The 25,975-nt window shown below is 62.6% G+C and carries 26 protein-coding genes; 17 read left to right on the top strand and 9 right to left on the bottom strand.

Annotated elements, in window-relative coordinates:
• Positions 1-66: 66 nt before the first annotated feature.
• Positions 67-1,104 carry a type IV toxin-antitoxin system AbiEi family antitoxin domain-containing protein gene (locus tag RhoBH5_RS20850; protein ID WP_003943834.1) on the top strand — a complete coding sequence of 346 codons (1,038 nt, stop codon included), beginning with the start codon at positions 67-69 and terminating at the stop codon, positions 1,102-1,104.
• Positions 1,105-1,140: 36 nt separating this feature from the next.
• Here RhoBH5_RS20850 and RhoBH5_RS20845 read toward each other — a convergent pair whose 3' ends face one another.
• Both RhoBH5_RS20845 and RhoBH5_RS20840 read right to left on the bottom strand, forming a co-directional pair.
• Entirely contained in the window at positions 1,141-2,442 is a 1,302-nt protein-coding gene (locus tag RhoBH5_RS20845) for a class I SAM-dependent methyltransferase (RefSeq protein ID WP_003943932.1), read from the bottom strand.
• Complete coding sequence (locus RhoBH5_RS20840; protein ID WP_042447764.1) at positions 2,439-3,842, bottom strand: FAD-binding oxidoreductase; 1,404 nt, start codon at positions 3,840-3,842, stop codon at positions 2,439-2,441. Before RhoBH5_RS20840 ends, RhoBH5_RS20845 begins: the two co-directional genes overlap by 4 nt.
• Positions 3,843-4,180: 338 nt before the next feature.
• Here RhoBH5_RS20840 and RhoBH5_RS20835 point away from each other — a divergent pair, with 338 nt between their 5' ends.
• Positions 4,181-4,615 (top strand): SRPBCC family protein, encoded by a 435-nt coding sequence (locus tag RhoBH5_RS20835; RefSeq protein WP_003943959.1) that lies wholly within the window; start codon positions 4,181-4,183, stop codon positions 4,613-4,615.
• A gap of 54 nt (positions 4,616-4,669) precedes the next feature.
• Here RhoBH5_RS20835 and RhoBH5_RS20830 read toward each other — a convergent pair whose 3' ends face one another.
• The 3 genes from RhoBH5_RS20830 to RhoBH5_RS20820 all read right to left on the bottom strand — a co-directional run bounded on the left by RhoBH5_RS20830 (position 4,670) and on the right by RhoBH5_RS20820 (position 7,363).
• Complete coding sequence (locus RhoBH5_RS20830; protein ID WP_270008737.1) at positions 4,670-6,181, bottom strand: alpha/beta hydrolase; 1,512 nt, start codon at positions 6,179-6,181, stop codon at positions 4,670-4,672.
• Complete coding sequence (locus RhoBH5_RS20825) at positions 6,181-6,477, bottom strand: hypothetical protein (RefSeq protein WP_218695389.1); 297 nt, start codon at positions 6,475-6,477, stop codon at positions 6,181-6,183. The genes RhoBH5_RS20830 and RhoBH5_RS20825 overlap by 1 nt, the downstream gene beginning before the upstream one ends.
• A gap of 85 nt (positions 6,478-6,562) precedes the next feature.
• On the bottom strand, positions 6,563-7,363 hold the full coding sequence (locus tag RhoBH5_RS20820; RefSeq protein ID WP_270008736.1) for an Rv3717 family N-acetylmuramoyl-L-alanine amidase: 801 nt from the start codon (positions 7,361-7,363) through the stop codon (positions 6,563-6,565).
• 109 nt (positions 7,364-7,472) lie between these two features.
• Here RhoBH5_RS20820 and RhoBH5_RS20815 point away from each other — a divergent pair, with 109 nt between their 5' ends.
• The 4 genes from RhoBH5_RS20815 (at position 7,473) to RhoBH5_RS20800 (ending at position 10,572) form a co-directional block, all read left to right on the top strand.
• A complete protein-coding gene (locus RhoBH5_RS20815; protein WP_003943929.1) occupies positions 7,473-7,811 on the top strand; it encodes a YbaB/EbfC family nucleoid-associated protein in 339 nt (112 codons plus the stop codon).
• A 12-nt stretch (positions 7,812-7,823) separates the two neighbouring features.
• Positions 7,824-8,444, top strand: coding sequence for a recombination mediator RecR (gene recR, locus RhoBH5_RS20810; RefSeq protein ID WP_003943917.1), 621 nt, complete (start codon positions 7,824-7,826; stop codon positions 8,442-8,444).
• Entirely contained in the window at positions 8,444-9,013 is a 570-nt protein-coding gene (locus RhoBH5_RS20805; protein WP_054188608.1) for a TetR/AcrR family transcriptional regulator, read from the top strand. Before recR ends, RhoBH5_RS20805 begins: the two co-directional genes overlap by 1 nt.
• 86 nt (positions 9,014-9,099) lie before the next feature.
• Complete coding sequence (locus tag RhoBH5_RS20800; protein ID WP_270008735.1) at positions 9,100-10,572, top strand: MFS transporter; 1,473 nt, start codon at positions 9,100-9,102, stop codon at positions 10,570-10,572.
• Here RhoBH5_RS20800 and RhoBH5_RS20795 read toward each other — a convergent pair.
• Entirely contained in the window at positions 10,559-11,272 is a 714-nt protein-coding gene (locus RhoBH5_RS20795; RefSeq protein WP_175280092.1) for a TetR/AcrR family transcriptional regulator, read from the bottom strand. The two genes, RhoBH5_RS20800 and RhoBH5_RS20795, sit on opposite strands and share 14 nt — an antisense overlap.
• A gap of 65 nt (positions 11,273-11,337) precedes the next feature.
• On the opposite strand from RhoBH5_RS20795, the gene RhoBH5_RS20790 reads away from it, so the two are divergent.
• From RhoBH5_RS20790 to RhoBH5_RS20740, 11 genes are all read left to right on the top strand, one after another.
• Positions 11,338-11,916: an FAS1-like dehydratase domain-containing protein gene (locus RhoBH5_RS20790; RefSeq protein ID WP_065455103.1), complete on the top strand. Its 579-nt coding sequence runs from the start codon at positions 11,338-11,340 to the stop codon at positions 11,914-11,916.
• Positions 11,913-12,341 carry a Zn-ribbon domain-containing OB-fold protein gene (locus RhoBH5_RS20785; RefSeq protein ID WP_030535713.1) on the top strand — a complete coding sequence of 143 codons (429 nt, stop codon included), beginning with the start codon at positions 11,913-11,915 and terminating at the stop codon, positions 12,339-12,341. Before RhoBH5_RS20790 ends, RhoBH5_RS20785 begins: the two co-directional genes overlap by 4 nt.
• On the top strand, positions 12,338-12,751 hold the full coding sequence (locus tag RhoBH5_RS20780; protein WP_030535712.1) for an acyl dehydratase: 414 nt from the start codon (positions 12,338-12,340) through the stop codon (positions 12,749-12,751). Before RhoBH5_RS20785 ends, RhoBH5_RS20780 begins: the two co-directional genes overlap by 4 nt.
• Positions 12,748-13,929, top strand: a complete 1,182-nt coding sequence (locus tag RhoBH5_RS20775; RefSeq protein WP_042447777.1) for a lipid-transfer protein — start codon at positions 12,748-12,750, stop codon at positions 13,927-13,929. Before RhoBH5_RS20780 ends, RhoBH5_RS20775 begins: the two co-directional genes overlap by 4 nt.
• A gap of 32 nt (positions 13,930-13,961) precedes the next feature.
• Positions 13,962-15,170 (top strand): DegT/DnrJ/EryC1/StrS family aminotransferase, encoded by a 1,209-nt coding sequence (locus RhoBH5_RS20770; protein ID WP_042447780.1) that lies wholly within the window; start codon positions 13,962-13,964, stop codon positions 15,168-15,170.
• A gap of 1 nt (position 15,171) precedes the next feature.
• Positions 15,172-16,026 carry an SDR family NAD(P)-dependent oxidoreductase gene (locus RhoBH5_RS20765; protein ID WP_065351817.1) on the top strand — a complete coding sequence of 285 codons (855 nt, stop codon included), beginning with the start codon at positions 15,172-15,174 and terminating at the stop codon, positions 16,024-16,026.
• Positions 16,023-17,153, top strand: coding sequence for a steroid 3-ketoacyl-CoA thiolase (locus RhoBH5_RS20760; protein WP_054188603.1), 1,131 nt, complete (start codon positions 16,023-16,025; stop codon positions 17,151-17,153). The genes RhoBH5_RS20765 and RhoBH5_RS20760 overlap by 4 nt, the downstream gene beginning before the upstream one ends.
• 27 nt (positions 17,154-17,180) lie before the next feature.
• Positions 17,181-19,391, top strand: a complete 2,211-nt coding sequence (locus RhoBH5_RS20755; protein ID WP_065351818.1) for an acyl-CoA dehydrogenase — start codon at positions 17,181-17,183, stop codon at positions 19,389-19,391.
• A gap of 17 nt (positions 19,392-19,408) precedes the next feature.
• The gene (locus RhoBH5_RS20750) at positions 19,409-20,614 is read left to right on the top strand and encodes an acyl-CoA dehydrogenase family protein (RefSeq protein ID WP_047271591.1); all 1,206 of its coding nucleotides are present in this window, start codon (positions 19,409-19,411) and stop codon (positions 20,612-20,614) included.
• Position 20,615: 1 nt separating this feature from the next.
• Entirely contained in the window at positions 20,616-21,743 is a 1,128-nt protein-coding gene (locus RhoBH5_RS20745; protein ID WP_058227094.1) for an acyl-CoA dehydrogenase family protein, read from the top strand.
• A gap of 66 nt (positions 21,744-21,809) precedes the next feature.
• Complete coding sequence (locus tag RhoBH5_RS20740) at positions 21,810-22,973, top strand: low temperature requirement protein A (RefSeq protein WP_030535704.1); 1,164 nt, start codon at positions 21,810-21,812, stop codon at positions 22,971-22,973.
• Positions 22,974-22,979: 6 nt separating this feature from the next.
• On the opposite strand, the gene RhoBH5_RS20735 is transcribed toward RhoBH5_RS20740, so the two are convergent.
• The 3 genes from RhoBH5_RS20735 to RhoBH5_RS20725 are packed head-to-tail and all read right to left on the bottom strand — an operon-like array spanning position 22,980 to position 25,906.
• Positions 22,980-23,693, bottom strand: coding sequence for a type 1 glutamine amidotransferase (locus RhoBH5_RS20735; RefSeq protein ID WP_007731510.1), 714 nt, complete (start codon positions 23,691-23,693; stop codon positions 22,980-22,982).
• Positions 23,686-24,939: a Mur ligase family protein gene (locus RhoBH5_RS20730; RefSeq protein WP_003943457.1), complete on the bottom strand. Its 1,254-nt coding sequence runs from the start codon at positions 24,937-24,939 to the stop codon at positions 23,686-23,688. Before RhoBH5_RS20730 ends, RhoBH5_RS20735 begins: the two co-directional genes overlap by 8 nt.
• Positions 24,940-24,964: 25 nt before the next feature.
• The gene (locus RhoBH5_RS20725) at positions 24,965-25,906 is read right to left on the bottom strand and encodes an EamA family transporter (protein ID WP_003943484.1); all 942 of its coding nucleotides are present in this window, start codon (positions 25,904-25,906) and stop codon (positions 24,965-24,967) included.
• Between the last annotated feature and the right edge of the window lie 69 nt (positions 25,907-25,975).

The raw sequence follows: 25,975 nt of genomic DNA, 5'->3' as shown, positions 1-25,975 counted from the left end.
CACAGACGAACTCCGACAGCGAATTTCACGTCAGTCCTGTCGGAGTTCGGCCTGACGCTTGGTGCCATGACTACGTCTCATGGTGGAAGCGAGTTTCTCCGGATTCTCGATGCGCAATCCGGTCTGGTACGGCAACAGCAACTCTCGTCATTCGGATACAACCGAGGGATGCTGCGGAACTTTCTGGACCGCGGCGAATGGCAGCGCGTTCTACAAGGCGTGTATGCAGTGACCGCTGGCCCGCTCACCAGAGAAATGATCTTGAACGCCGCTTGGCTTTATGGTGGCCCGCAAGCGATTCTGAGCCACGACACTGCAGCTGAGGAATGGGGAATGCGTCGCATCGACGCAGACAAGCCAGTCCATGTCACCGTGCCCTACGGCAAGTCCGCTCGCTGTCAGTCCGCGACAATCCGCCGAGTTCCAGCGCGAACGTCGGGTGCACTTGTCAGAGTGGGTGGCGTGGTTCACCCCGGGGTAGTCGTCCACCGATCCCGAGCCCACCGATACATCGGCGTGCCGTCAGTCATACCTCGAACGTCGCGGGCGGATACCGCGATTGATCTTGCGACCGCCGAATCCACAGCGCGAAGCGCCTACGTTTCACTCATCACCACAGTGACAAATGCGCGAATTCCGTTGAACGATGTGCGTCGTCGGATTGACGAACGAACACCACATCGATTCAAGGGTGCGCTTTCCGATGCGGTACGACTCCTGGCAGACGGGGTGCAGTCAACGCTCGAATACCACTATGCGGTCGACGTGGAGCAGGCGCACGGGTTGCCGTCGGCCAGACGCCAGTCTCCGGTCCGCGTCGACGGCCGCACGCTGTACGAGGACTGCGATTACAGCGAAGTCAGTGTGCCGCTGATCGTGCGTCTCGACGGTCGGTGGGCGCATTCCATGGCAGAAGTGGCATTTCGTGATCGCCGCCGTGACAATGCGGCAGAGCTGGCAGGTCGTCCGCGGTTGGTCTACGGATTCGACGAGGTGATGAAGACCCCGTGCCAGGTTGCGCACGAGGTGGAGACGGTCTTGCGGCGGGGAGGCTGGGTGAGGACGCAGTCGGGTGCCTGCGGCACCTGTGCGCCTTTTTGGTAGTGCCGACTACCAAAAAGGCGCACAGGGGCTTTGCCCCTAGGCCTTCCACCACGGGCGAAGCGGCACATGCGCCTCACCCTTGGGGCCGAGCTTCACGGCCAGAACCTGGTGCAGCTGAACGACATTGCGCTCGAACCCGAGTCGTGAGCCGGCCATGTACAGGCCCCAGACGCGGGCGGTTCCTTCGCCGACCTCGGCGACGCACGCGTCCCAGTTGTCGACGAGATTCTGGCACCATCCGGCGAGCGTCAGTGCGTAATGCTCGCGAAGGTTCTCTTCGTGACGCACCTCGAGGCCGACGTTCTGGATCTCGGAGATGATGCGACCCGAACCGGTGAGCTCCCCGTCAGGGAAGACGTACCGGTCGATGAATCCGCCTGCTTTGGCGCTGCTTCGGTTGTCCGGACGGGTGATGCAGTGGTTGAGCAGACGCCCACCCTCACGCAGCTTGCCCTTGAGGAACTCGAAGTACGCCGGGTAGTTTCCGACGCCGATGTGCTCGGTCAGGCCGATGGAGGACACTGCGTCGAATCCGGTCTCGGCCACGTCGCGGTAGTCGGAGAAACGGACCTGGGCGAGATCGGCGAGGCCCTCGTCCTCGATGGCCTTCTGTGCCCAATCCGCTTGCTCGCGAGAGAGAGTCACGCCGATCACCTTGACGCCGCGCCTGGCCGCGTAGCGGACCATCGAGCCCCAGCCACAGCCGATGTCGAGAAGTCGATCACCCTTCTGGAGTCCGAGCTTCTCGAACACCAGGCGGTACTTGTTCTCCTGGGCTTCTTCGAGCGTCTGTTCCGCATTGTCGTAAGCGGCACAGGTGTACGTCATGGACGGGCCGAGGACGTACTCGTAGAAGGTGTTGGAGACGTCGTAGTGGTGATGGATGACTTCGGCGTCACGAGTCTTGGAGTGACGCAGTCCTTCTGCGACGCGACGCCACCGAGGGAGATGTTCCTGGGGCGGCGGGGCGATGGGCCGCAACAGATCCCAGCCCAGGGAGCGCGTGATGCTGGCGAGCGTCAGTGCGGACGGGCGCTTGAGGTGGAGTTCGTCACCCATGATGCGCAGGATCTCGTACGGATCACCGGGGTGGACGCCCTCGGCTTCGAGATCGCCGGAGACGTACGCGCGGGCCATGCCGAGGTCGCCGGGAGCTGTTGCGAGATAAGTGGTTCCGCGAGTCGACTTGAGGTGCAGTCCGTAGTCGGCATCTTCGGGGCCGGCGGTGCTGCCGTCGTACGCGGTGAATCGAAGCGGCAGCATGCCGTCGGAAAGCGTCTCGAGAATCTCGGCAATAGAGAGCTTGTCCTGGCTTTTGGAGTCTTTGAACGTGGTCATTTACGTTGCACCGCCTTAGAGAATAGATCCAATAAACGGGATTTCGGGTCGTAGCGTTCCTTGAGTCCGATGTACCGGTCGCCGCCGTAGTACAGCTCCTCGAAGTCTTCCTTCGAGTAGTAGGAGTCGGAGTAGAGCGATTTGTGTCCGTCGAAATCGCTGACCTTTTCTTCGATCAGTCGATTTGCTGCCCCCTCGCGCTCACCGGGAACGATCGGCACCGAAGACCAGAAGCCGATGTTGACGTAGGTGCGCTTGGGTTCGAGGGGGTAGAGGGGCCACGGCCGTGATGCAGAAGCGGCGGCAGGGCTTGGCTCGCGAAGACGCAACGGGCACAACCACAGTGGTTCGATCGGGATTTCCTCGAGGAACCACGAGACGAAGTCCGCGGTTCGTTCGATGGGTACCTCGACGTCCTGGACGACGCGTTCGCGCGGGGGCTTGCCCTTGCGCTTTTCGAGGCGATCTCCGATGTCGTACTTGTGGTCGAGGGCGATCAGCTTCCAGTAGAAGCTGCTGCGCAGGTACTGCTTGGGCCAGAAGCGCCGGATCTTCGGGTTCTGTGCACCGAAAGCTCGTGAGCACCAGAACCAGTCGGTGTCCCAGCGCCACAGGTAGTCGCGAATGGTCAAGCGATCCGTCTTGGGCTGGGTGAGTGACGAATGCTGGATCGACCGGTAGAAGATGTCCTGGTCGGTGTAATCGCTGACCGGGCCTTCCTCGTCGGTTTGCGCGCCGAGTGTGAGGTAGCTCTCGGAATCGGTGAAGACCACCCCGTCGAGATAGTCGACGGCGATCCCGTCGTACTCGCGCTCGGTGACGATGCGATCCATCGTTTCTTCGAGTTTCTTCAACGAATCGAAGCGCACGTGGCGCAAGGCGACGTACTTCTTGACGGGTTCGAGTGCGATCTTCAATCGCGTCGAATAGCCAAGGGTGCCGTAGGAATTGGGGAAACCGAAGAACAGTTCGGCGTGTTCGCCGTCCGGTGTTGCGGTGATGATCTCGCCGCTTCCGGTCAGTACGTCGATTTCGAGTACCGACTCGTGCGGCAGGCCGTTGCGGAACGAGGTGGACTCGATGCCCAGGCCGGTCACCGCACCGCCCAGGGTGATGGTCTTGAGTTGAGGCACGACCAGGGGCGCCAGCCCGTAGGGCAGCGTCGCGTCGACGAGGTCCTCGTACGTGCACATGCCGGCGACGTCGGCTGTGCGCGCCTGCGCATCGACGGCGATGACACCTGCCAGACCGCTGACGTCGAGGCCGGGGGCCGACGTCTTGGCGCGAGCGCGGAACAGATTGGATGTCTTCTTTGCCAGGCGTACAGAAGCATCGGCGGGAATGGCGCGGTATGACGCGAGTAGGCGTTCGACGCCTTCTCTGTGCTGCTCGAACCCCATTTCACGCGCAGCATCGGAACCCGGGCCTTGCTTTGTCCGGATTCGATCTAACTTCTGAACTACCCCATTGAACGAGAGAGTCACACCCTGACGCTATCGGTAGTTGCGTGTGCAAGCTATCCGGAGGGGTATTAATGCCCGAATTTGATCGAGTTGTTGCAATCGAACTCGGTAAATGCTCCGAGTGGTGAACCAGCTCACACGGAATGGGTAGATGGTCGAGATACCCGGGCGCAGCAGGCAGTATGGAAAGGAATATCTGCGCAGTTCGAGGTGCGGATTCGGGTAGTCATTCGCGGTATCGAGCCGCGTTGGTCGAGCAAGGAGACGTAGGGCATATGGGTCAGGTCAATGCAATGAGTTCGACAGTCGTCACAGCAGCACCCGACAAGGTGCTCGCGGCGCTCTCGGACTACGAGACGGTTCGCCCGCGAATCCTGTCCGAGCAGTACCTCGACTACAAGGTCGTCGAAGGTGGCCAGGGTGACGGAACCGTCGCGCAGTGGACGCTCAAGGCGACGGAAAAGCGCTCGCGCAACGTCAAGGCGACAGTGACGGTCGACGGCAACGTCATCACCGAGAAGGACGCGAACTCCAGCCTCGTCACCACCTGGACCGTTGCCCCCAACGGCACCGGAACGACGGTGACGACGCTCACCCAGTGGCAGGGTGCCACCGGTATCGGCGGCTTCTTCGAGCGCACGTTCGCTCCGAAGGGTCTGCAGCGCATCCAGGCCCAGGTCCTGGACAACCTCAAGCGCGAACTCGTCTAACCGATCCTGCATCACCGAGATGGCGTCGTACCTTCACCGGTACGGCGCCTTCTTTCACGGGCCGGTAATGATCCGCCCCAATTCGGTGAGTGCGGGGTTTCCGCTTTCCCAGTAATCGCTGTGAACTCCGAACCCAGGCTCCCCGGGAGATCCGGTGAATACCTGCGCGCCGAATTCCGGATCCGACGGGTCGAACCCGTGGACTCCGAGGATCTTGGGGATCAATTGGACCGGATCCCAGAAGGCCGTCGTCGAATGAACATGGTGAGCCACCTCGTCCGAGTCGACGCCGTCCAGGCTCAGTTCGTTCACGCGCTCGGCATCGACGCCGGGGCTTGCGACAAAAACCAGTTCGTCGACGTCGAGAGAAGCGCCACGGGTAGTCGCAGCACCGATGACGGTGCTGCCGTAGGAATGACCGATCACCACGTTGTGCGAAGGCGGGCCGTCATGCGAGGTTCGTAACCCGTCCTGGAAGCTGTCGAGCCTCGGCGCTGCGGAGGTGGCGTACCGATCCGAGGCTGCGTCGGGAATGCCTGGGGGAGCGTCGTATCCGGACCACAGGATCACTGATGTGGCTTCCGTTGGCGCCGCCCTGACCGCCGCGTCGTACATGGCCTTGGTTCGTTGCAGGTCTCCGCCGACGCCCGACAGCCCGGAGCCGGTTCCGGGAACCAGTGTTGCGACGTTGCCGGCGGCATCGGGATTACCGACTGCCACGACGGCATGCCCATCCGTGACCGAGAGAAGGAACGTGTCCGGTCGAAGTTCGCCGCGCACGGCCGTGTATCCGGCAGCTACCGTTCGATCCGGCAACTGCTCGAGCGCAGAGAGGTACCGCCGGTTGTAGTAGTCCCGGTCCAGAGCGGGAAGGCCGTCCCGGCTACCGATGGACGGATCCCACCTCGCCAACGCGTCTTTCTCGTTGGGCGTGAGCGATTCCCAGAGTCGGTGTAGCTCCGTTGGTGTCCCGGGGAGTGTCGACCTCCCGTCGAGGATGTCGAGGACAGTGCGGTCGAGGCGATCAGGCTGATTGCCAAGGAGTGATCCGATCTCTCGGAATGCCGCACCCAGAGCAGTCGCGGCCCGGTTGTCTTCGTCGTCGAGTGCCGTCAATGCAGTGGAGATCTTCTGCTGAAAAACCTGTGCAGCCGTGTCGTTTTCGGAATCTTGCATGGCGTCGGCCAGATTCCACGGCTGCTTCGTCTCAGGTGCCGATACCGCTCCACTGTCTGACACCGTCAAGCCGTGTTCGAGAGTCGCCTCCTCGATCAGGTCCAGAACTGATTTTCGCGCCGCACCGATCGTATTGGTTGCTCCGCCATACAGATCCGCAACTACGCGAACTGCAATCGACAGCCGCGACGAGGAAAGCGAGATACCAGACCACTGCACTGCGGCTGCGCTCGACGCTTGTCCCTGCCAGAATTCGCGGACGGCGTCGATGCTGCGTCCGGCGTCATTGCCGAGGACTTCGATCTGCCGGTCGATGTCGATCAGTTCCGAAGCGCTTGTGCGCAATTTCTCCGGTGACCACGTTCGAAGCTGAGAGACGGTGGGCCGCATCAGTAGGCTCCGCGCAGTTCGGACACCACTTCGCCCTCGGCAGCGTCGTACAGACGTGCTGCGGCAGCGGTTCCCGACGCCATGAGTCCCAATTGCGTAGCCAGGTGCCGGTACGCGTCGGCGATGACGCCGGCATTCCCAGTCGACACAGCCGCGACGGCGGACGAGTTCAGGGCCGCCGCGGCTTCGAAAATCGTACCGGCGGAATCGATCCCCGAGATCTGATCCGCAATTCGAGACAGATCAGCTGAAAGTTGCTGCAGAGCAGCGAAATCTACCTGAAGTATCGGCCCCATGGCAGAACCGTATCCAGGTGAGCGGGCTACCTCGGCGGTGCCGACATACCTGTGGACAAGTGGAATTTCTCCACAGAAAGACAGGTCAGGGGGTTGTGAGGAAGGCGGTGACTCCGCTGGTGACGGCGGACGCATATTCCTGCTGACCGTCCGGGCTCGTCATGCGCGCTGCCTCGTCGGCATTTCGCATGTTGCCGAGTTCGACCAGAATCGACGGCCGCTGCGACAGATTGAGTCCCGTCAGATCGGCGCGTGGTGCCAGCCCGTCGTCACCGATGTAGGTCGACGGGGTGAGTCCGGCTGTGACGAGTGAGTCGCGCATGGTTTCGGCAAAGGTGACGGACGGGCCGGCCTGCACCGCGTTCAGCGGGGGCGCGGAGTAGCAGACGTGGAAGCCCTCGGCTCCGGCTGCTGCGCCGTCCGCGTGAACGCTCACCACTACGTCGGCGCCGGAGGAATTGGCAGCTTCGGCGCGTGCGTCGACGCAAGATCCGACGCTGATGTCGTCCGGTCGACTCAGGACCACTGTGGCGCCTTGGCCTTCGAGTTCGCTCTTGACCAGGCTCGCGACTTCCCAGTTGAAGGTGTGCTCGGGGAACCCGGCATCGGTGTTGGTGCCGGTGGTCTGGCAGTTCTTGGTGCCGCCGCGGCCCGTGGGGACCTGGGTGTTGATGCTGTCGTCGTTCGCCCCGCTGTGCCCGGGATCGAGGAAGACGACCTTGCCGGTGAGCGCAGCGGGGACGTCAGCGGCGACAGTGCTCAGCGGAGACACCTCGACCGAAGTCGTGGCCTCGGCAGTCTCGGTCGGAATCGTGCACGCAGCGCTCAGAAGCCCGGCCCCGACCACGGCGATCAGGGCAGTGGAGCGGAACACACGTGATGCCATGTTTGACCCTCTTGACGGTTTTACGGTGTCTGACTGGTTCCGGCGCACCCGCTCACGGTAGCGCGCACCGACTACGCTGGTGGGGATAACTCTGTAGAAAGGACCGCTCGTGCAACCAGGTGGAGCACCCGACATGTCTGCTCTGTTGGCTCAGGCTCAGCAGATGCAGCAGCAATTGATGGCGGCGCAGCAGGAAATGGCTCAGGCCGAAGTGACCGGTCAGGCCGGTGGCGGACTGGTTGTCGCCACGGTCAAGGGCACCGGCGAGGTTGTCGGTCTGCAGATCGATCCCAAGGTCGTCGACCCCGAAGATGTCGAGACGCTGCAGGATCTGGTGATCGGCGCGATCGAGGACGCTTCGCGTAAGGCACAGGAAGTCGCTGCTGAGAAGCTCGGCCCGTTGGCCGGCGGACTCGGCGGAGGCCTTCCCGGTCTCCCCGGCTTCTAGAAACGAGAACGCGTGTACGAAGGTCCGGTTCAGGATCTGATCGACGAACTCGGGAAGCTTCCCGGAGTCGGGCCGAAGAGCGCTCAACGCATCGCTTTTCACCTGCTCTCCGTGGAGCCTCCCGAGATCGACCGTTTGAAAAATGCATTGCAGCGCATCCGTGACGGCGTTCAGTTCTGCACGGTGTGCGGAACTGTCTCCGATCAGGAGAAGTGCCGCATCTGCGCCGACGCACGTCGCGATCGCACGGTGATCTGCGTCGTGGAGGAACCGAAGGACGTCCAGGCCGTCGAGCGCACCCGTGAGTTCAAGGGTCGTTATCACGTGCTCGGCGGTGCGCTCAATCCGCTCTCGGGGATCGGGCCGGACCAGTTGCGTATCCGGGAGTTGTTGGCTCGCATCGCAAATCAGGAGGACGGCGTCGACGTGTCCGAGGTCATCATCGCCACCGACCCCAACACCGAGGGCGAGGCGACAGCTACCTATCTCGTTCGCATGATGCGAGACATTCCGGGGCTGACGGTGTCTCGGTTGGCTTCGGGTCTTCCGATGGGTGGCGATCTCGAATTCGCAGACGAGTTGACGCTGGGTCGCGCTTTGTCCGGCCGTCGCGAATTGTCGCGGAACGCTTGATGAGCGGCACGGAGCAAGGTCAGCAGGTGCGCCGTACGTCCGAGCAGACGCGTGCGCAGATCATCGCGTCGGCCGGGAAAGCATTCGCGACTCGGCCGTACCGCGAAATCACGCTCAAGGACATCGCCGAAGACGCAGGCGTCAGCGCACCGCTGATCATCAAGTACTTCGGTTCCAAAGAGCAGTTGTACGACGAGTTGGTCGACTTCCGGGCAGCGGCGGTCACGGTCTTCGACGCCCCGAACGACTCGCTCGGCGAGCGCATGGTCTCGCTGTTCACCAAGCCGCTGGAGTCGTACAAGCCGCTGTCCATGAGCTTGTTGTTCATGAGCGGCGTCAGTGAAGAGAGCAACCGCAAGCTGCGCGAGAACTATTCGACGCAGATGATCGACACCCTCGCCGCTCGCCTGTCCGGCCGCGACGCGAGATTGCGCGCGGAACTGGCGATGTCGATGGTGGTCGGAGTGGCGATCATGCGCCGACGGATGATGGCCGGCCATGCCACCGGCACCCAGGACGAGGTGGTTGCGCTGTACGCACCGCTGGTGCAAAAGCTGCTCGACGGGTGAGCGGCGTCACAATTCTTGCTAGGTAAATATCCGTTCACCTAATGTAGGTGAACGGATATTTACCTAGTGAGAACAGGCGGTGTGGGGTGACGACGCTCGACCGTCCGCCGGGCACGCCTGCAGTCACCACCTTCGATACGGGACTCGCGCAGCCGCGCTCCCGCTTCCTGTTCCCCATCGTTGTCGCCGCCGCAGTGTTCCAGGCTGTTCTGCAGACGGTCATCGTTCCACTGCTGCCGGAGTTGCCGCACTTCACCGGCGCTGGACGCACGACCGTGTCCTGGCTGGTGACCGTCACGCTGCTGGTCGGCGCTGTCGTCACTCCCATCTTCGGTCGACTCGCCGACATGTTCGGCAAGAAGAAGATGCTTCTGGTTGCATTCTCGATGATGACTCTCGGCTCGATGTTGTGTGCGCTGTCGTCGGACATCGCTGTACTCATCTTCGCGAGAGCGTTGCAGGGGGCCGGGTCGGCAGTCATCCCCATCGGAATCTCCATGCTGCGTGACGAATTGCCACGGAACAAGGTCAACGGCGCAGTGGCCATGATGAGTTCGACGCTCGGTGTCGGAACCGCTTTGGGCATACCGTTTTCCGCGATGATCGCGCAGTACTCGAATTGGCACGTCCTGTTCTGGGTAACCACCGCCATCGGGCTGTCCGTGACTCTTGCTGCGGTGCTGTTCATTCGAGAGTCCGAGCCGAATCCGTCGGGAAGATTCGACGGCGTCGGGGCGGTTGGTCTGAGCGCCGCGATGATTGCTCTGCTTGTGCCGATCACTCAGGGGTCGAGTTGGGGGTGGACCAGTGGAGCGGTGATCTCCATGCTGGCCGCGTCGGCGGTGCTGTTCACGCTCTGGGTAATTCAACAGCGGCGCAACGTAAATCCGCTGGTCGACGTCCGTGCTCTCGTGAAACGTGCAGTGTTGATCCCGCATCTGGCGGCTCTGCTGGTCGGGTTCGCGTTTTTCGGGAACACGCTGATCACGACACAACTGCTGCAGGGGATGAAGGGGCCGGGTGCCGGGTACGGCCTGTCGATCATCGCGGCAGCGCTCTGCCAGATTCCGGCGAGTATCGCGATGGTGCTGTTCTCACCGGTTGCGGTGCGTATCACCGACCGCTTCGGTTCACGGACCGCGATGTTGACCGGCGCCGTGTTCCTCGCCGGCGGGTACGGGATTCACGCCGTTGCCGGTAAGCCGCTGTGGGGAGTGGTTGCAGCACTGGGTATCACAGCGGTCGGGACTGCCATCGTGTACAGCACGCTCTCGCTGCTGATTCTGGTTGCCGTACCTCGTCAGCGACTGGCGGCTGCCAACGGGGTGAACTCACTTCTGCGGACGTCCGGAAGCACGATCTGCAGTGCGACGGTGGCAACCATTCTCGCTGCATTCGTGATCAGCGGTTCGGAACATTCCACGTCGTGGACCGGATTCTCCGTCGCCTACCTGGTGTGCGCGGGCTGCGCGGTGGTCGTGTTCGCGGTGTCGATCCTGTTGCCGCAGGGACGAACCCCGAAACATCTGGATTTGCCGGATCTGGTCAGGCGACCCTGAATCCCGAGAGGAAGAGCGTGATCATCAGATCCGCGAACTCGTCGGTGGTGTACTTCTGGCGATCCGGCCAATGCGTTGTCGACCACAAGGTGTCTCGTACCGATCGATAGAAAATTTCCGGTGCCACGTCTTTGCGGAAGATTCCCTGATCGACGCCTTCGGCAATCGCTTTCATCCAATGCTCGCGGACTTGGCGGGAAGGCCCGTCGACGGATTGCAGGAGATCGTTGTCGCGAAGATAAGCCCGATCGTTCTGGTAGATCGCCGTCGGGTGCGGGTGTAGTTCGATGACGACCAGCGTCTCGCGGATCAAGCCGCGCAGGACTTCCTCGGGGTCGTTTGCCGTCTTCTCCACCTGATCGAAGCGGAGCTGAATGTCGGTGATGAAGCCGCGCATGAGCTCGGCAACTATCGCATTCTTCGACTTGAAGTAGTGGTAGAGGCTGCCCGAGAACACACCGGCGGCGTCGCCGATCTCGCGAACGGTCGTGGTGGCGACACCCTTCCTGGCGAACAGCTCGGCTGAGCTCTCCAGGATCTTCTCCCGACGATCTGGTGATGCCACTGAAATCTCCACTGGTTGTCGGTCCTGCTCAGGGCAGGGTTTCGGGGGTGCCGGGCTGCCGGCGTCGAACGTAGCGCAATCCTGCCCGATAGCTCCGGCTCGAACCAATTCGTCGGTGAGATCGCGTGTTTCCACTTCCGGATTCCTATGCTAGCTTCAGAATCAAGCGCTTGCTCAACTTTCGTTCACGGAGGATTTCAGTGCAGAGCCTGCAGACGCAATTTCCGAATTTCATCGGCACAGAGGCCGAACCAGCCCGGGTCGCTCGCTACGCGGTCAACGAGGCGATGATCCGCAACTGGGTCGAGGCACACGACGACCGCAACCCGATCTACGTCGACGCCGAGGCCGCCCGCAGTACCGGTCGTCGAGACGTCGTCTGTCCGCCCGCCATGATCTCGACCTGGGTGATGGCGGGTTACCGACGTTATCGGCAGGTCCAGCAACTTCGTGCCGACGGAGTCTCCGAGGACTTCGCCTATTCACGACTGCTGGCGCTGTTGGACGAGGCCGGATACACCTCCGTTGTCGCGACCAACGTCGAGCAGGAGTATTTCGCGGAGCTGAGCCCCGGTGACCACGTCACCGCGCATTTCACCATCGAAGCGATCTCGCCGTTCAAACAGACGGCTCTCGGTCACGGGTGCTTCATCACTCTGTTCAAGAAGTACGTCGACCAGGGCGGAAAGACGCTGGTCGAAGAGCGTTTTCGATTGCTCAGGTTCAAACCAGATGCCCAGACAGATACTCAACTCGAAGTCCAGGAGGTAATCGCATGAGCGAGACTGGCTCCCGCAACACCGCTGTTCCGAGACTGACCGTCACCGACGACAACGATTTCTTCTTCTCCGCGGCCAAAGAGGGCCGCCTCGAGATCCAACGGTGTGCGGATTGCAAGACGCTGCGCCACCCACCCGCACCCGCGTGCCCGGAATGCCGCTCGTTCAGTTGGGACACAGTCGAATCCACGCGGCGATGCACGCTGCACAGCTTCACGGTCATCCATCACCCGAAGGATCCTGCTTTCGAGTACCCACTCGCCGTCGGACTCGTCGATCTCGAAGAAGGCACGCGTCTGGTTGCCGACATCGCGGGGATCGATCACGAGGAACTCGACTTCGGCATGGAACTCGAAGTGACCTTCTCCGAGCACGCTCACGGCGAGATGCTGCCGCAACTGAGGCGACGGGGTTCGGTGCAATGACGAAACTGATTGACTGCGAAGTGGGTTCGGTCCTCCCCAGCCTCGAATTGCCGTTGGATCGAACGCTGATCGTCGCCACCGCGATCTCTTCTCAGGATTTCGAGGACGTGCATCACGATCCGGGCAAGGCACAGGATCGCGGAACTCCCGACATCTTCATGAGCATCAACACTACCAACGGGCTCATCGACCGCTACATCACCGACTGGTCCGGCCCGGCGTCACGGATCGTCAAAACATCACTACGGCTTGGTGTTCCGAACTTCCCCGGAGACACCATGACATTCACCGGCAAGGTCACCGCCACAGACGGCCGGGCCCTCACCGTGACGGTTCTCGGGAAAAACGCCCGTGGAACACACGTGACGGCCGACGTGACTCTCGAACCGGTGGAAAGGGTAATCGCATGACACGAGGATTTTCGAGGCAAGCAGCCATCGCCGGAATCGGCGCGACCGAGTTCTCCAAGAATTCCGGCCGTAGCGAATGGCAGTTGGCGTGCGAATCCGTGATCGCCGCACTCGACGACGCTCACATCGAGGCAGAAGAGGTGAACGGGTTTGCGCTGTTCACCATGGAGAACAATCCTGAGATTGCGGTCGCACGCGCCCTCGGGATCCCGGAATTGACGTTCTTCAGTCGAATTCCACACGGCGGCGGCGGTGCCTGCGCACCCGTTCAACAAGCAGCTCTTGCCGTCTCCAGCGGAGTTGCCGACGTTGTGGTCGTCTACCGTGCCTTCAACGAAAGATCAGGTCACCGATTCGGCGCCGGCCCGCCACCTTTTGCGTACAACGCGTCGACGGACCAGGAGTATCGGAACTGGATCAACCCGTACGGGCTTCTGACCCCGGCGCAGCAGGAAGCCTTCCTCGCCAAGCTGTACATGCACAAGTACGGGGCAACAAGCGCCGACTTCGGCCAGATCTCGGTCCTCTCACGCAAGCATGCGGCGAACAACCCCAAGGCCTGGTTCTACGAACGCCCGATCACTATCGAGGACCATCAGAACTCGCGCATGATCGCTGACCCCATCCGTCTGCTCGACTGCTGCCAGGAAAGTGACGGCGGACAGGCGCTGGTGATCGTCAGTGCGGAGCGCGCCCGCGACCTGCCGCACAAACCTGCGGTCATCAGTGGCGCTGCGCAAGGTGTAGGTCCGCAACAGATTTCGATGAGCAGCTACTACCGAGACGACATCGACAGCATGCCGGAAGTCGAACTCGTGGCGCGCCAACTGTGGGACCAGGCCGGTATCGGGCCGGACGACATCGATGCCGCAATTCTCTACGACGCTTTCACCCCGATGGTTCTGCTTCAACTCGAGGAGTACGGATTCTGCGGTCGGGGCGAGGCAAAAGACTTCATCTCCGACGGCAATCTCGAGCTGGACGGTCGCCTGCCGATCAACACCCACGGCGGTCAACTCGGTGAGGGATACATCCACGGCGTCAACGGTATTGCCGAAGGTGTTCGCCTGATCCGCGGCACCTCCACCAATCAACCGACCAAAACTCTGGACAACGTGCTCGTGACCGGCGGCTCTCCCGTCCCGCACAGTGCGCTCGTCCTCTCGGCAGATCGCTGAATCTGCCGCCTATTCGAGAAAGCAGGAACAAGATGAGCGAGCGGATCACCTACGCCAGGGCCACCCACGGTGAGGAAGAAATACAGGCTGTTGTCGACGTCTTGCGCAGCGGGCATCAAGGATTGCGCATCGGCAAGAACGTCTTCGAGATGGAAGAACGTATCGCGGCCTTGGCCGGCAAGAAGTTCGGCGTCATGTGCAACTCGGGATCCTCGGGTTTGTACTTGGCAGTCGAGCTGCTCGGACTGCCTGCGGGAAGCGAGATCATCACGTCGCCGCTGACGTTCTCCACCGATATCGCACCGATCGTGCGTGCCGGTCTGGTGCCGGTGTTCGTGGACGTGGAACCCAACACGTTCAACGTCGACGTCACCAAGATCGAGGCAATGGTCACCGAAAAGACCGGTGCCATCCTGATGCCGAACCTGGCCGGCAACTGCCCAGACTGGGACGTCATCCGTGATATCGCTGATCGCCATGGACTCAAGGTGATCGAGGATTCGTGTGACGCGATCGGCGCCACGCTCCGCGGTACTCCCACCGGGTCTCGGGCGGACATCGTCGTCACCAGTTTCTCGATGGCACACATCATCACGTGCGCGGGAACCGGTGGAATGGTGTGCGTCGACGACGAAGCCAGCCGTGACAAGGCTTTGCTGCTTCGCCGCTGGGGCCGTCGTAGCGAGCCGAACCTGTTCGGCAGTACCAAGTCCGGCCGAGTCTTCCGTGAAGAACTCGACGGCGTCGACTACGACAACGACTTCATCTTCGAGCTCATGTCGTGGAACTTCGAGCCCTCCGAACTCGGCGCAGCTTACGGCGTCGTGCAGCTCGACAAGCTGGAACAGAACTACAAGACGCGTAAGGCAACATTTGCGGCCTTCACGGCGGCATACGGCGCCCATCCTGAATTCTTCACGACGCCGGTAGAACTCGACGGTCTCAACACGGCGTGGCTGTGTTACCCGGTGATGATCAACGAGAACGCCCCCTTCACGCGCAGCGACCTGCAGGAAGCCATCGAGGCCGACGGCATCGACACCCGAACCGTGTGGAGCGGCAACGTCACTCGTCACCCCATGATGAACAACATCGAATTTCGCCAGCCGGCCGAAGGTTTGCCGGAAGCGGACGCAGTTTTTGCCCGCGGCATGACACTCGGCATGAGCCACGGTTTGCGTGACGACGAAGTTGCTCGGATTGCGGAGAGCATCAATCGCTTCGCCGCGAAGTGGAAGTAGCATGACCGATCGCTTCGAAGGACGCCGAGCGCTTGTCACCGGTTCCAGCCGCGGAATCGGTGCAGGCGTCGCAGAGAGGCTGGCAGCGGAAGGTGCTGACGTCGCTCTCGTGGCCCGGACGCTCGGTGCACACGCAACCCTGCCGGGCAGTCTCGAAGAGACTGCGGCTCGAATTGCCAAGTACGGAAACAAAGTCGAGATAGTTGTCGCAGATCTGACGGACGAGCAGCAGCGCGACACCGTTGTGCCGCTGGCGATCGAGAAGCTTGGCGGGACTATAGACATCCTGGTGAACAACGCGGCAGCGGCGATCTATCAGCCGCTCTCGGATTACCCACTGCGGCGGCGACGGTTGATGTTCGAGGCAAATGTCCATGCACCGCTCGATCTGATGCAAGCCGTGGTGCCGGGGATGGTGGCAAACGGATACGGCTGGATCGTGAACGTGTCCAGTGGCACCGTCAAACCGTGGCATGGCCCGCCGTTCACGTGGGTCGAACCGGGAACTGCCATGACCGTGTACGGCGCGTCCAAAGCAGCGCTCAACAGGATGAGCAACGGCATGGGCGTGGAACTCTACGGCCAGGGGGTTCGCGTCAACACGGTTCAACCGCGGGCAGCGGTGCTCAGTGAGGGCGCCAGGGTCCTGGTCGGTGAGACTATCCGGCCGGATCAGGTCGAATCTATGGAAGAAATGGTGGAAGCGGTCACAGCGCTGTGTGATTGCGACACCGAGTTCACCGCGCGCTCGAGCGTCAGCTTGGACCTGATCGACGAGTGGTCCCTTACCGTGCGTGGTCTGGACGGAACGGCATTACCGGAGAACCCGGCATTACGAACCGAGGAGTTGGCATGAAGCCCGTCATCGTGGACGCAGCACGAACGCCGTTCGGCAAGCGTGAGGGTTGGCTGTCCGGAGTCCACGCGGCGGAACTGTTGGGTTATGCGCAGAGGGGCGTGCTGGATCGGGTGGGCGTGGATCCTGACGCGGTCGACCAGGTTATCGGCGGCTGTGTGACGCCTCTCGGTGAGCAGTTCGGAAACATCGTGCGTACGTCCTGGATGCATGCGGGCCTTCCGTTGAAAGCGGGCTGCACCACGATCGACGCGCAGTGCGGAACCGCGCAGCAATCGGTGCAGTTGATTGCCGGGCAGATTGCCATCGGTGCAGTCGACGTGGGTGTGGCGTGCGGTGTGGAACTGATGTCGCGGGCACCACTCACCTACAAGGTGGGTACCGGCCTCGGAACACCACGTCCGGAGTCGTGGTCACTCGATACCGTCGATCAGTACACCGCGGCCGATCGGATTGCTGTCAAGCGCGGTTTCGGCCGCGAGGATCTCGACTCCTTCGGGCTGCGCTCGCAGCAGCGAGCCGCAGCAGCATGGGAGGCAGGACGCTTCGACTCGCACATCATCGATGTGGTCGCCCCGGGCTCTGACGCTCCGGTCCATCGGGATCAGGGTCTGCGCGAATCGAGTCTCGAAGGACTCGCGAAACTGCGGACCGTTCAAGAGGGCGGATTGCACACCGCTGGAACGTCTTCGCAGGTCTCGGACGGTGCGAGTGCCGCTCTGCTGATGTCCGAGGATCGAGCCAGGATGCTCGGCGTGCGGCCGCGGGCAAAGATATTGGCGCAGTGCGTCATCGGCGGAGACATCGAGTTCATGCTCGACGGCCCCGTGGACGCGGCAAACATCGTGCTCGGACGCACCGGTCTGACGATCGACGACATCGACCTGTTCGAGGTCAACGAGGCATTTGCTTCGGTACCGATGTCGTTCGCGCAGGTTCACGGCGTCGATCCCGAATTGCTGAACGTCAACGGTGGTGCGATCGCACTGGGCCACCCGGCCGGTGCAACCGGAATCAGACTGTTGGCCAATGTCATCGACGAACTGGAGCGCCGGGACAAGTCCATCGCACTGATCGCGATCTGCGCGTCCGCCGCAACCACCTGCCTGATTCTCGAACGCATCTGACAAGAACCGAAGATTGAGGAACCTGCCATGGCACTGCCCCTGCTCGAAGATCACCGTGACCTGGCGGAAGCGGTAGCCGCATTCGCGAACCGCTTCGGTGGAATCGCCGACACGCGCAGCAACGTCAAGCGGTACGCCGCCGGTGATCGGCCGGACTCGTGGGATGGATTGGTCCGTCAGGGACTGCACGCAGTGCACCTGCCGGAGCAGTACGGCGGTGACGGGGCAGGTCTTGCCGAACTGGCGGTGGTAGTCGAGCAATTGGGTGATGCGCTTTACCCGGGACCGTACGTTCCGACGGTCATCGCCAGTGGGATCCTCGCAAAAGCTGCCGGCCCGGCTGCGGAATCAATGCTGACCGAATTGGCTGCCGGTGCAACCGGAGCAGTCTGCACCGGCGTGGGATTGCGCGCGGCTCGCAGCGATGCAGGGTGGACCGTGAGCGGTTCTGCCGACCCGGCTCTAGGTCTGCCCGGAGCCGATGTCGTTCTCGTGCAAGCGAACAGCGACGACGGCGAGTTGTGGTTCCGGCTCGAGCAGTCGTCTTCCGCTGCGGTGGAGGTCGAAGACGGAGTGGATCTGACACGCTCGATCGGGACGCTGACGTTGACCGATCACAAGGTCGACGCTGGGCTGATCGTCGAGGGTCTCCAGGCGCACCGAGTCGAACTGATCGTCAACACGGTGTTGGCTGCGGAGGCGAGCGGTATCGCCGGGTGGGCGCTACGCACCGCGGTCGACTACGTGAAGTCCCGGAAGCAGTTCGGCCGTCCGGTCGGAAGCTTCCAGGCAGTTCAGCACAAGGCGGCCATGATGCTGGTCCGCTCCGAGATTGCCTGTGCCGCAGCGTGGGACGCCGCTCGGTCCGAAGAGCACGACGAGGATCAGCACAGACTTGTCTCGGCTCAAGCTGCGTTGGCCGCTTTGCCCGTCGGCATCGAGAACGCCCTCGAATGTGTCACGTTGCTCGGCGGAATCGGATTCACCTGGGAGCATGACGCGCATCTGTACTGGCGCCGGGCAATCAGTATCGCTGCGGTGGCGGGTTCCGAGGTGAAGTGGGCACACACGTTGGGAGACCGGTCTGCCGATTCGGAACGGGATTTCTCCTTTGTCGACCCGGACATGCTGCCTGAACTACGAGAGCAGGTTCGCAGGGTTCTGGACGAGGTTGCGCTGCTGCCCGACGACGGAACCACCAGCGCCAGTTGGGCGCCGGCCAAGGGGAGCGCTCGACGCGCCCGATTTGCCGACGCCAAACTGGTTGCCCCGCACTATCGGGCGCCGTACGGGCTGGGAGCAGGACCGAGAGAACAGGCCGTCATCGCACACGAATTCGCGATGCGAGGTTGGGCTCAACCGTCCACGGTGATCGGGGAATGGGTGCTGCCCACGATTCTCGAACACGGCAACGCCGAGCAGCAGGACAGGTTCGTCGAGCCTTCGCTGCGCGCCGACATCATCTGGTGCCAGCTGTTCAGTGAGCCGGACGCGGGATCAGACCTGGCCGGTCTGAGCACGAAAGCGCGCAAGGTCGACGGTGGCTGGGTCCTGTCGGGTCAGAAAGTGTGGAACTCGGGCGCGCACGAGGCCGATTGGGGAGTATGCCTGGCGCGTTCGGACGCCGACGCTCCGAAACATCGTGGGCTGTCGTACTTCCTGGTCGACATGACCTCGAAAGGCATCGACGTACGTCCGCTGAAACAAGCCACCGGTAAGTCGGAGTTCAACGAGGTATTCCTCGACGACGTCTTCGTCCCGGACGACTGCCTGGTGGCGGAGCCGGGGCAAGGGTGGAAGCTTGCTGCGACAACGCTGTCCAACGAACGCCTGAGTATGGGCAGCACGCTGCACCACGGTTCGAGTCGGCTGTTCCGTCAGGTTATTGCCGACGCGAGCCACGACTGCCCTCGCGAAGACGCAGTGGAGGGCCTCGGCCGCAGTATCTCTCGTGAGTTGGCACTGTCCGCGATGAATCTACGCGGGGTGTCGGCGCGACTGGCGGGTCAGGAACCGGGCTCCGAGATCAGCGTGTCGAAGGTGTACAACGCCCTGGCGCAGCGTGAGGGCTCGCGGGATCTGTTGCGACTGCTCGGTCCTCGTGCCGCCGTTGTCGACCCGTCGGCGAATTACGCGATAGACCACATCGGACTTCCCTCGATTCTGTTCGGCGGCGGAACCGTCGAAATTCAACTCAACGTCATCGCGCAGCGCGTACTCGGCCTGCCGCGTTCGTAGATCTTAGGAGTTTCACCATGTACTTGGATTTGTCGGAGGAGTCGAAGACTCTGCGCAAGGAATTGCGGGCGTACTTCGCGGAGATCATCAACGACGAAGACCGCCGTGCTCTCGTGGATCAGACCGAAGGCGGCCCCGTCTTCGATCGCATCCTGCGCCGGATGGGTAAAGACGGTTGGCTGGGCTTGGGGTGGCCGGAGGAATTCGGCGGTCGGGGCGAGAACCCCGAAGCTCTGTACGTGTTCTACGACGAGGTGATTCGCGCCAATGCGCCGCTGTCGCTGGTCACGCTGAACACCGTCGGACCCGCTCTGATCAAGCACGGGACGCAAGCTCAGAAGGACTTCTTCCTGCGTCCGATCCTGGCGGGCGAGTTGATCTTTGCCATTGGCTACACCGAACCCAATGCGGGCACCGACCTCGCGGCACTCGAAACACGCGCCCGCATCGAGGGTGACGAGCTTGTCATCAACGGCAACAAGATCTTCACCAGTGCCGGTGTGTTTGCCGACTGGGTCTGGCTTGCCGTTCGTACTGATCCTGACGCGCCGACGCATCAGGGTATTTCCGTGGTCCTGGTGCCGACCAGCTCGCCGGGTTTCTCGGTCACCGAAATTCACACCGTGGGTGGAATCAGCACTTCGGCCACCTATTACGAAGATGTTCGGGTACCGATCACCAATGTCGTCGGTGAGCTCAATCAAGGGTGGAAGCTCATCACCAACCAGCTCAACCACGAACGTGTTGCCCTGGCCGCACGCGGTGGCATCGCCAACGAACTCTTCGCCGAGGTGGTCGAGTGGGCAAAGACGGAGCCCGCCGGTGACGGCCACGTCTACGACATCGGCTGGGTACGTGAGAAATTGGCGGAAGTCTACGCGCTGCTCAGTGCTGCCGACCTGATGAACCTGCGACTGGTGGCGGACGTCGCCGCCAACACCTTGGGCGGCGGGGATTCGGCCGCGGCCAAGATCTTCGGTACCGAAGCCGTCGTCAGTGCGTACGGCATGCTGCAGGAAGTGCTGGGCGCCAAGGGCTTACTGCGCCCCGGCACACCCGGAGCGGTATTGGAAGGGCGGGTCGAGAACCTGGGTCGACGCGCCCAGAACAACACCTTCGGCGGTGGTACCAACGAAGTGATGCGTGAAATTGTCGCCGCAAAATGTCTGGGCATGGCGCTTGCTGCGCGTCGCCGGCCCGCTGCACAGAACGAAAAGAGCTGACATGGAATTCGAATTCGACGACAACTTGTCCGCCGTGCGGGATCTGAGTGAATCGATCTTCTCGGCGAAGTCCGGAGTGGACCGCCTGCGGGAAGTGGAGGGCGCCGGCGGTTTCGACGCCGAACTGTGGAAGCTCCTCGCCGACTCCGACGTTCTGGGAATTCCTCTGCCAGAGGAAGTCGGGGGAGCGGGACTCGGAATGCTAGGCCTGGCAGCGGTGCTCGAACAACAAGGCCGCCGGGTCGCCCAGGTGCCGCTCTGGTCGGTGATTTCGACGGCAGCGCTGCCGATTGCCGAGTTCGGCAGTACGGAGCAGAAAGCGTCGTGGCTTCCGGGACTGCTCGACGGCTCGGTGATCGTCACCGGCGCCTTCGACACCGGCTACAACGCCGAGACGGCAGTTCGCGCCGAGCCGGCTCCTGACGGCTGGGTGCTGTCGGGCCACGTCGACTCCGTACCGGCCGCCGAGTTCGCTGCCGCACTGGTGGTTCCGGTGACGATGCCGGACGGCAGTGTCACCGTGATGATCGTGCCGACGGACCGGGACGCGCTGGTGCGTACACCGCTTGCGGTGACGAACCGCGAGAGCAACAGCGCTGTGCAGTTCGACGGGGTTGCGGTTACTGCAGCTGACGCACTTCCCGCGGACGGCGCGGTGGTTCGAGACTGGACGTTACGACGTGCGCGGGTCGCTCTGGCGGCCCTGGCTACCGGCGTCTGCGAGGAAGCGCTGGCGATGACGGCGAAATACACCTCCGAGCGAGTGCAATTCGGACGTCCACTCTCGACCAACCAGGCAGTTGCCGTCCGGGCCGCCGACGCGTACCTCGACACCGAGAGCACAAGATTGACCACCCACCGCGCTGCCTGGCTGATGGACAGCGGAGTCGAGAGTGAAGCGGAAGCGGCTGCGCTGGTCGCCAAATGGTGGGCGTCGCGCGGCGGTTTGCGCGTGGTGCACGCGACCCAGCACATGCACGGCGGAATCGGCGCGGATGTCGACTATCCGATTCACCGCTATTTCCTGTGGGGACGGCAGATCGCCTTCACTTTGGGGAGCGCGGGGGCGATAGGCGCCGAACTCGCCGATCAGTTGGAGATCCGAGCCCAGATCGGGGCGTCGGCGTGAATATCTGAGACGACAGGTTCCAGTCACGGGCAGCGCGTCGGCAATCATCGCGCTACTCTGCCCTTCGTGAATCGCACCAGTTCGTTCATCAGGCCGTTGGTTCCGCGGGACCCGCACGAGCCGCACCGGGTGGCGACGCCGCTCGAACTGCTCACCGACCTCTGCTTCGTCGTGGCGGTCGCTCAAGCGGCCACCGGCCTGCACCACGCGATCAGCGAAGGGCACGTGGCTTCGGGCGTCGGGCACTTCGCGATGGCGTTTTTCGCGATCTGGTGGACGTGGCTGAATTTCACGTGGTTCACCTCGGCGTACGACAACGACGACGGAATCGCCCGGCTGCTGACCATATTCCAGATCCTCGGATCGCTGGTCCTTGCAGCCGGCATCGTCCGCTTCTTCAACGACGACGCCCTGCTGATCATCGTCGGCTACGTCATCATGCGAATAGCACTGGTCATCCAATGGCTCAGGGTCTCGCGGAACGACCCCGAGCATGCGCTCACGGCGCGTCGATACGCTCTCGGAATCGTGTTGGTCCAGATCGGTTGGATCGGTTTCTACTTCGTGCCGTCCGCCGTTTACGTCCCGACGTTCCTGGTGTTGGTTCTGTGCGAATTCGCGGTACCGATCTGGTCGGAGAAGCCGGGCATGACGCCGTGGCACCCGCATCACATCGCGGAGCGGTACTCGTTGTTCTTCATCATCGTTCTGGGCGAGACGATCCTTTCGACCACCATCGCGATTCAGGACGCGGTCGACGGTGAGCATCCGGCAGCGCAGGTCACCTACGTCGTGATCGGCGGCATTCTGATTGTCTTCAGCCTGTGGTGGTTGTACTTCCAACGCAATGCAGGCGAAGTGATCGGCGGTGACAACGTCTCACCCTTCGTCTGGGGGTTCGGTCACTACTTCATCTTCGCCGCCGCTGCCGCCATCGGTGCGGGGTTGGCCTCGCGCGTCGACTTCTGGACTCATCACGGTGACGGCAGCGCGTTGGTGACGGGTGCTGCCGTCACCGTTCCGGTCGCGGTCATCCTTGCCGCCTTGTGGTTCATCCACATTCGACTACACGACTCCTCGGTACGCACCCTCGTGCCGTTCTCGGTCGCGATAGTCGTCGTGCTCGGTGGTACCTACACCGCGGTGCCCGAGCTGGTCGCGGGACTGGCCTGCGCTGCGCTGTTAGCCGTGGAACTGATTCTGACCGAGGGCAAATCCGAAACCGTCTGAACCGGGTCAGCGAATCGCGAGTCGCTCCTTGCGGAGCTTGTCGACCTCGGGCAGATGCAGGGGTTCAAGCTCGTTCACACCCAAGGCGCGCATGAGCAGGAGGTCCGCGAGTTCGGGGTTGCGAGCCAAAGCGGGTCCGTGCATGTACGTCCCGATCACCGAACCCTGCACGACGCCTTCGAATCCGTCGCCGACGCCGTTTCCGACACCATGGGTGACACGTGCGAATCCAGAGGCTGAGCTACCCAGAGTTGTTCCGCCGCGGTGATTCTCGAAACCTGAGAGGGGCGCGGTGAGTCCGTCGATCAGCGGCTTCGTGATGACTTCGCCGATGGAACGCTTCTCCTGCGGCGAGGTTGTGACGTCGAGCATCGAGACACCGTCGACGCGTTCGCCGCTGGAGGTTTCGTACCAGTTGCCGAGCACCTGAATGGCAGCGCAGATCGCCAGAACCGGTGCGCCACGCTCGGCGGCACGTTGCAGGCCAGGGTATTTCGCGAGGTGACGCGTGGCGAGGCGCTGAGCGGAATCCTCGGCGCCACCCAACGTGTACACGTCGAGCGAATCGGGGACCGGATCGCTGAGGGTGATGTCTACGATTTCGGCGTCGTAGCCGCGCATCCGTAGACGCTGACGCAGGATCAGGGCATTGCCGCCGTCGCCGTAGGTGCCCATGACGTCGGGGAGTACCAGACCGATGCGAACTGTCGAGTCAGACATTGCGAGACTCCTTCGCGATGGCAGTGTTGAGGTCACGGAAGGCCGTGTAGTTCGCCAGTACCTCCACACGTCCGGGAGGGCAGGAAGCGATGGCGCGCAACGGGTCCGGGTCGAGAGTGTGCTCGACGCCCGCGTACGTGAGGCGAACTGCCAGATCTGTTCCGCGTTCACCGGCGGCCACTACCTTGACACCTTCGAAGTGCTCGAACTTCACGTCCCACAGCCAGGAGAGGTCCTCGCCGTCCGGCACCTGACCGTTCACCGCGATGACCAGACCGTCCACCGTGGGATCGATCATCGACAGCGCTTCCTGCCAGCCGGCGGGATTCTTCGCGAGCAGCATGTGAACGGAGTGCGGTCCGACCTCGACGGTGCTGTATCGACCTGCGACTTCTTGAACCGTCGATGCGGCGGCAACTGCCCCGACCGGATCTGCACCCAAAGCCGCTGCAGCCGCTACGGCCTGAGCTGCGTTGCCGCGGTTGGCTTTTCCGGGGAGGGTCAACGTCATCGGAATCTTCAGGCCGTCGGGGCCGTAGAGATTGTCGTCGTCGAGCCACCAGGTCGGCTCGGGCCGCGCGAAGTCGGAACCGGTACTGCGCCAGTGCTTTCCCTCCCACACGATGGGTTCGCCGGTGCGCGGGCAGCTGACGGAATCGCCGGCCCAACCGCCGCCGGCAGCAACCCACACGACGTTGGTGGCGTCGTATGCCACGGAGGTGACCAGTACGTCGTCGCAGTTGGCGACGATCACCGCATTCGGATGCGCGTTGACGCACGCGCGCAGTTTCCGTTCGATCATGTTGATCTCGCCGACCCGGTCGAGTTGATCGCGGCTGAGGTTGAGCAGCACGATCACTTCCGGGTTCACGGCGTCGGCTACGTGGGGGACGTGCAGTTCGTCGACCTCGAGTGCCGCCAGCGTCGCATCGGTACGGGCGGCCAGAGCGGCAACGATCCCGGCATCCATGTTGGCGCCGTCGGCCTGGGTCGCGACGTCACCGAGTGTGGCGAGCGCTGCAGCGGTCATACGCGTGGTCGTCGACTTGCCGTTGGTGCCGGTGACCACGACGGTGCGCTTGCCGCGTCCGAGCTGAGTCATGAGCGTCGGGTCGATCTTGAGGGCGATCAGCCCGCCGATCATCGAACCCTTGCCGCGACCGGCCTTCTGCGATGCCCAAGATGCTGCTGCGGCAGCTCGCATGGCGAGCTTTCCGCGCGCTGTGATCGATAGTCCAGTTCCCACGGCCCGAGTTTGGCACAGGGCGTCGTCAGACGCCGAGTCGCGCCGGTGGTGAGGCTGCAGGTGTGTCCGAGAAAACAGTGTTCGCGGGCTTACGCCTCATCTGTGCGGCACTCGCTCCGGCGATCACGATGACCGCCCCGACCAGTGACAACGGGCTCGGATCCTCGTGCAGGAACAGCCAGGACGCGCCGATTCCCACGACTGGCACCAGCAAGGAGAGCGGCGCCACCATGCCGGCGGGATAGCGGCCCATGAGCATCGTCCAGAGCCCGGATCCGGCGATGGTGCCGAGCAGAATGATGTAGGCCAGCCCGACCAGCGACGGCCAGGCGTCGGCGCTGAATGCGGTGCCGAGTGCGTGCCAGCCGACTGTGGGGCCTTCGACCACGGCTGACAGTGCGAGCATCGGTAACGGCGGGATGACACACATCCACAACATCAAGCGCATCGGTGCAGGCTCGCCGACGGTGTTCGCCGCAGCCAAGCGGCTGCCGAGATTGCCGAACGCCCAGGACAGGCCGCCGAGGAGTGTGAGGACGACGGGCAGCAGTGCCGCGTGGTGCGAGCGGTCCCAGCCGATCAAGGACATCCCGCCAACGGCGACGGCGATACCGGAGACCTGCCAGACGCTGAGCTTCTCGCGGAGCAGGAAAGCGCCGAGTAGGACGGTGAACGGTGCTGACGACTGCAGGACAAGTGATGCAAGGCCCGTCGGCATCCCCGAATGCATCGCCCAGAAGAGGAAGACGAACTGGCCGAATCCGAAACCGAATCCGTAGAGCAGCAGCCAGCGGAGCGGCACCTGTGGACGCGGCACGAAGATGACCACCGGAATCGCGATGATCAGAAACCGCAGCGCTGCGAAGAAGAACGGCGGGAAATGATCCAGGCCGACGCGAATGGCCAGGAAGTTCAGACCCCACAAGACGATCACGGTCAGGCCGAGGAGACGGTCGCGGGGAGTCATGCGTTAATCGTGAGCCGTACGAAGCATCAGAACAAGCGAATATAGATGCACTATCCATGTAGTTTTGCT

This window comes from Rhodococcus sp. BH5 (assembly GCF_027583855.1).
Classification (GTDB): domain Bacteria; phylum Actinomycetota; class Actinomycetes; order Mycobacteriales; family Mycobacteriaceae; genus Rhodococcus_F; species Rhodococcus_F qingshengii.
The sequence above is the reverse complement of the archived record's forward strand: the minus strand, read 5'-3'. Positions and strand labels throughout refer to the sequence as shown.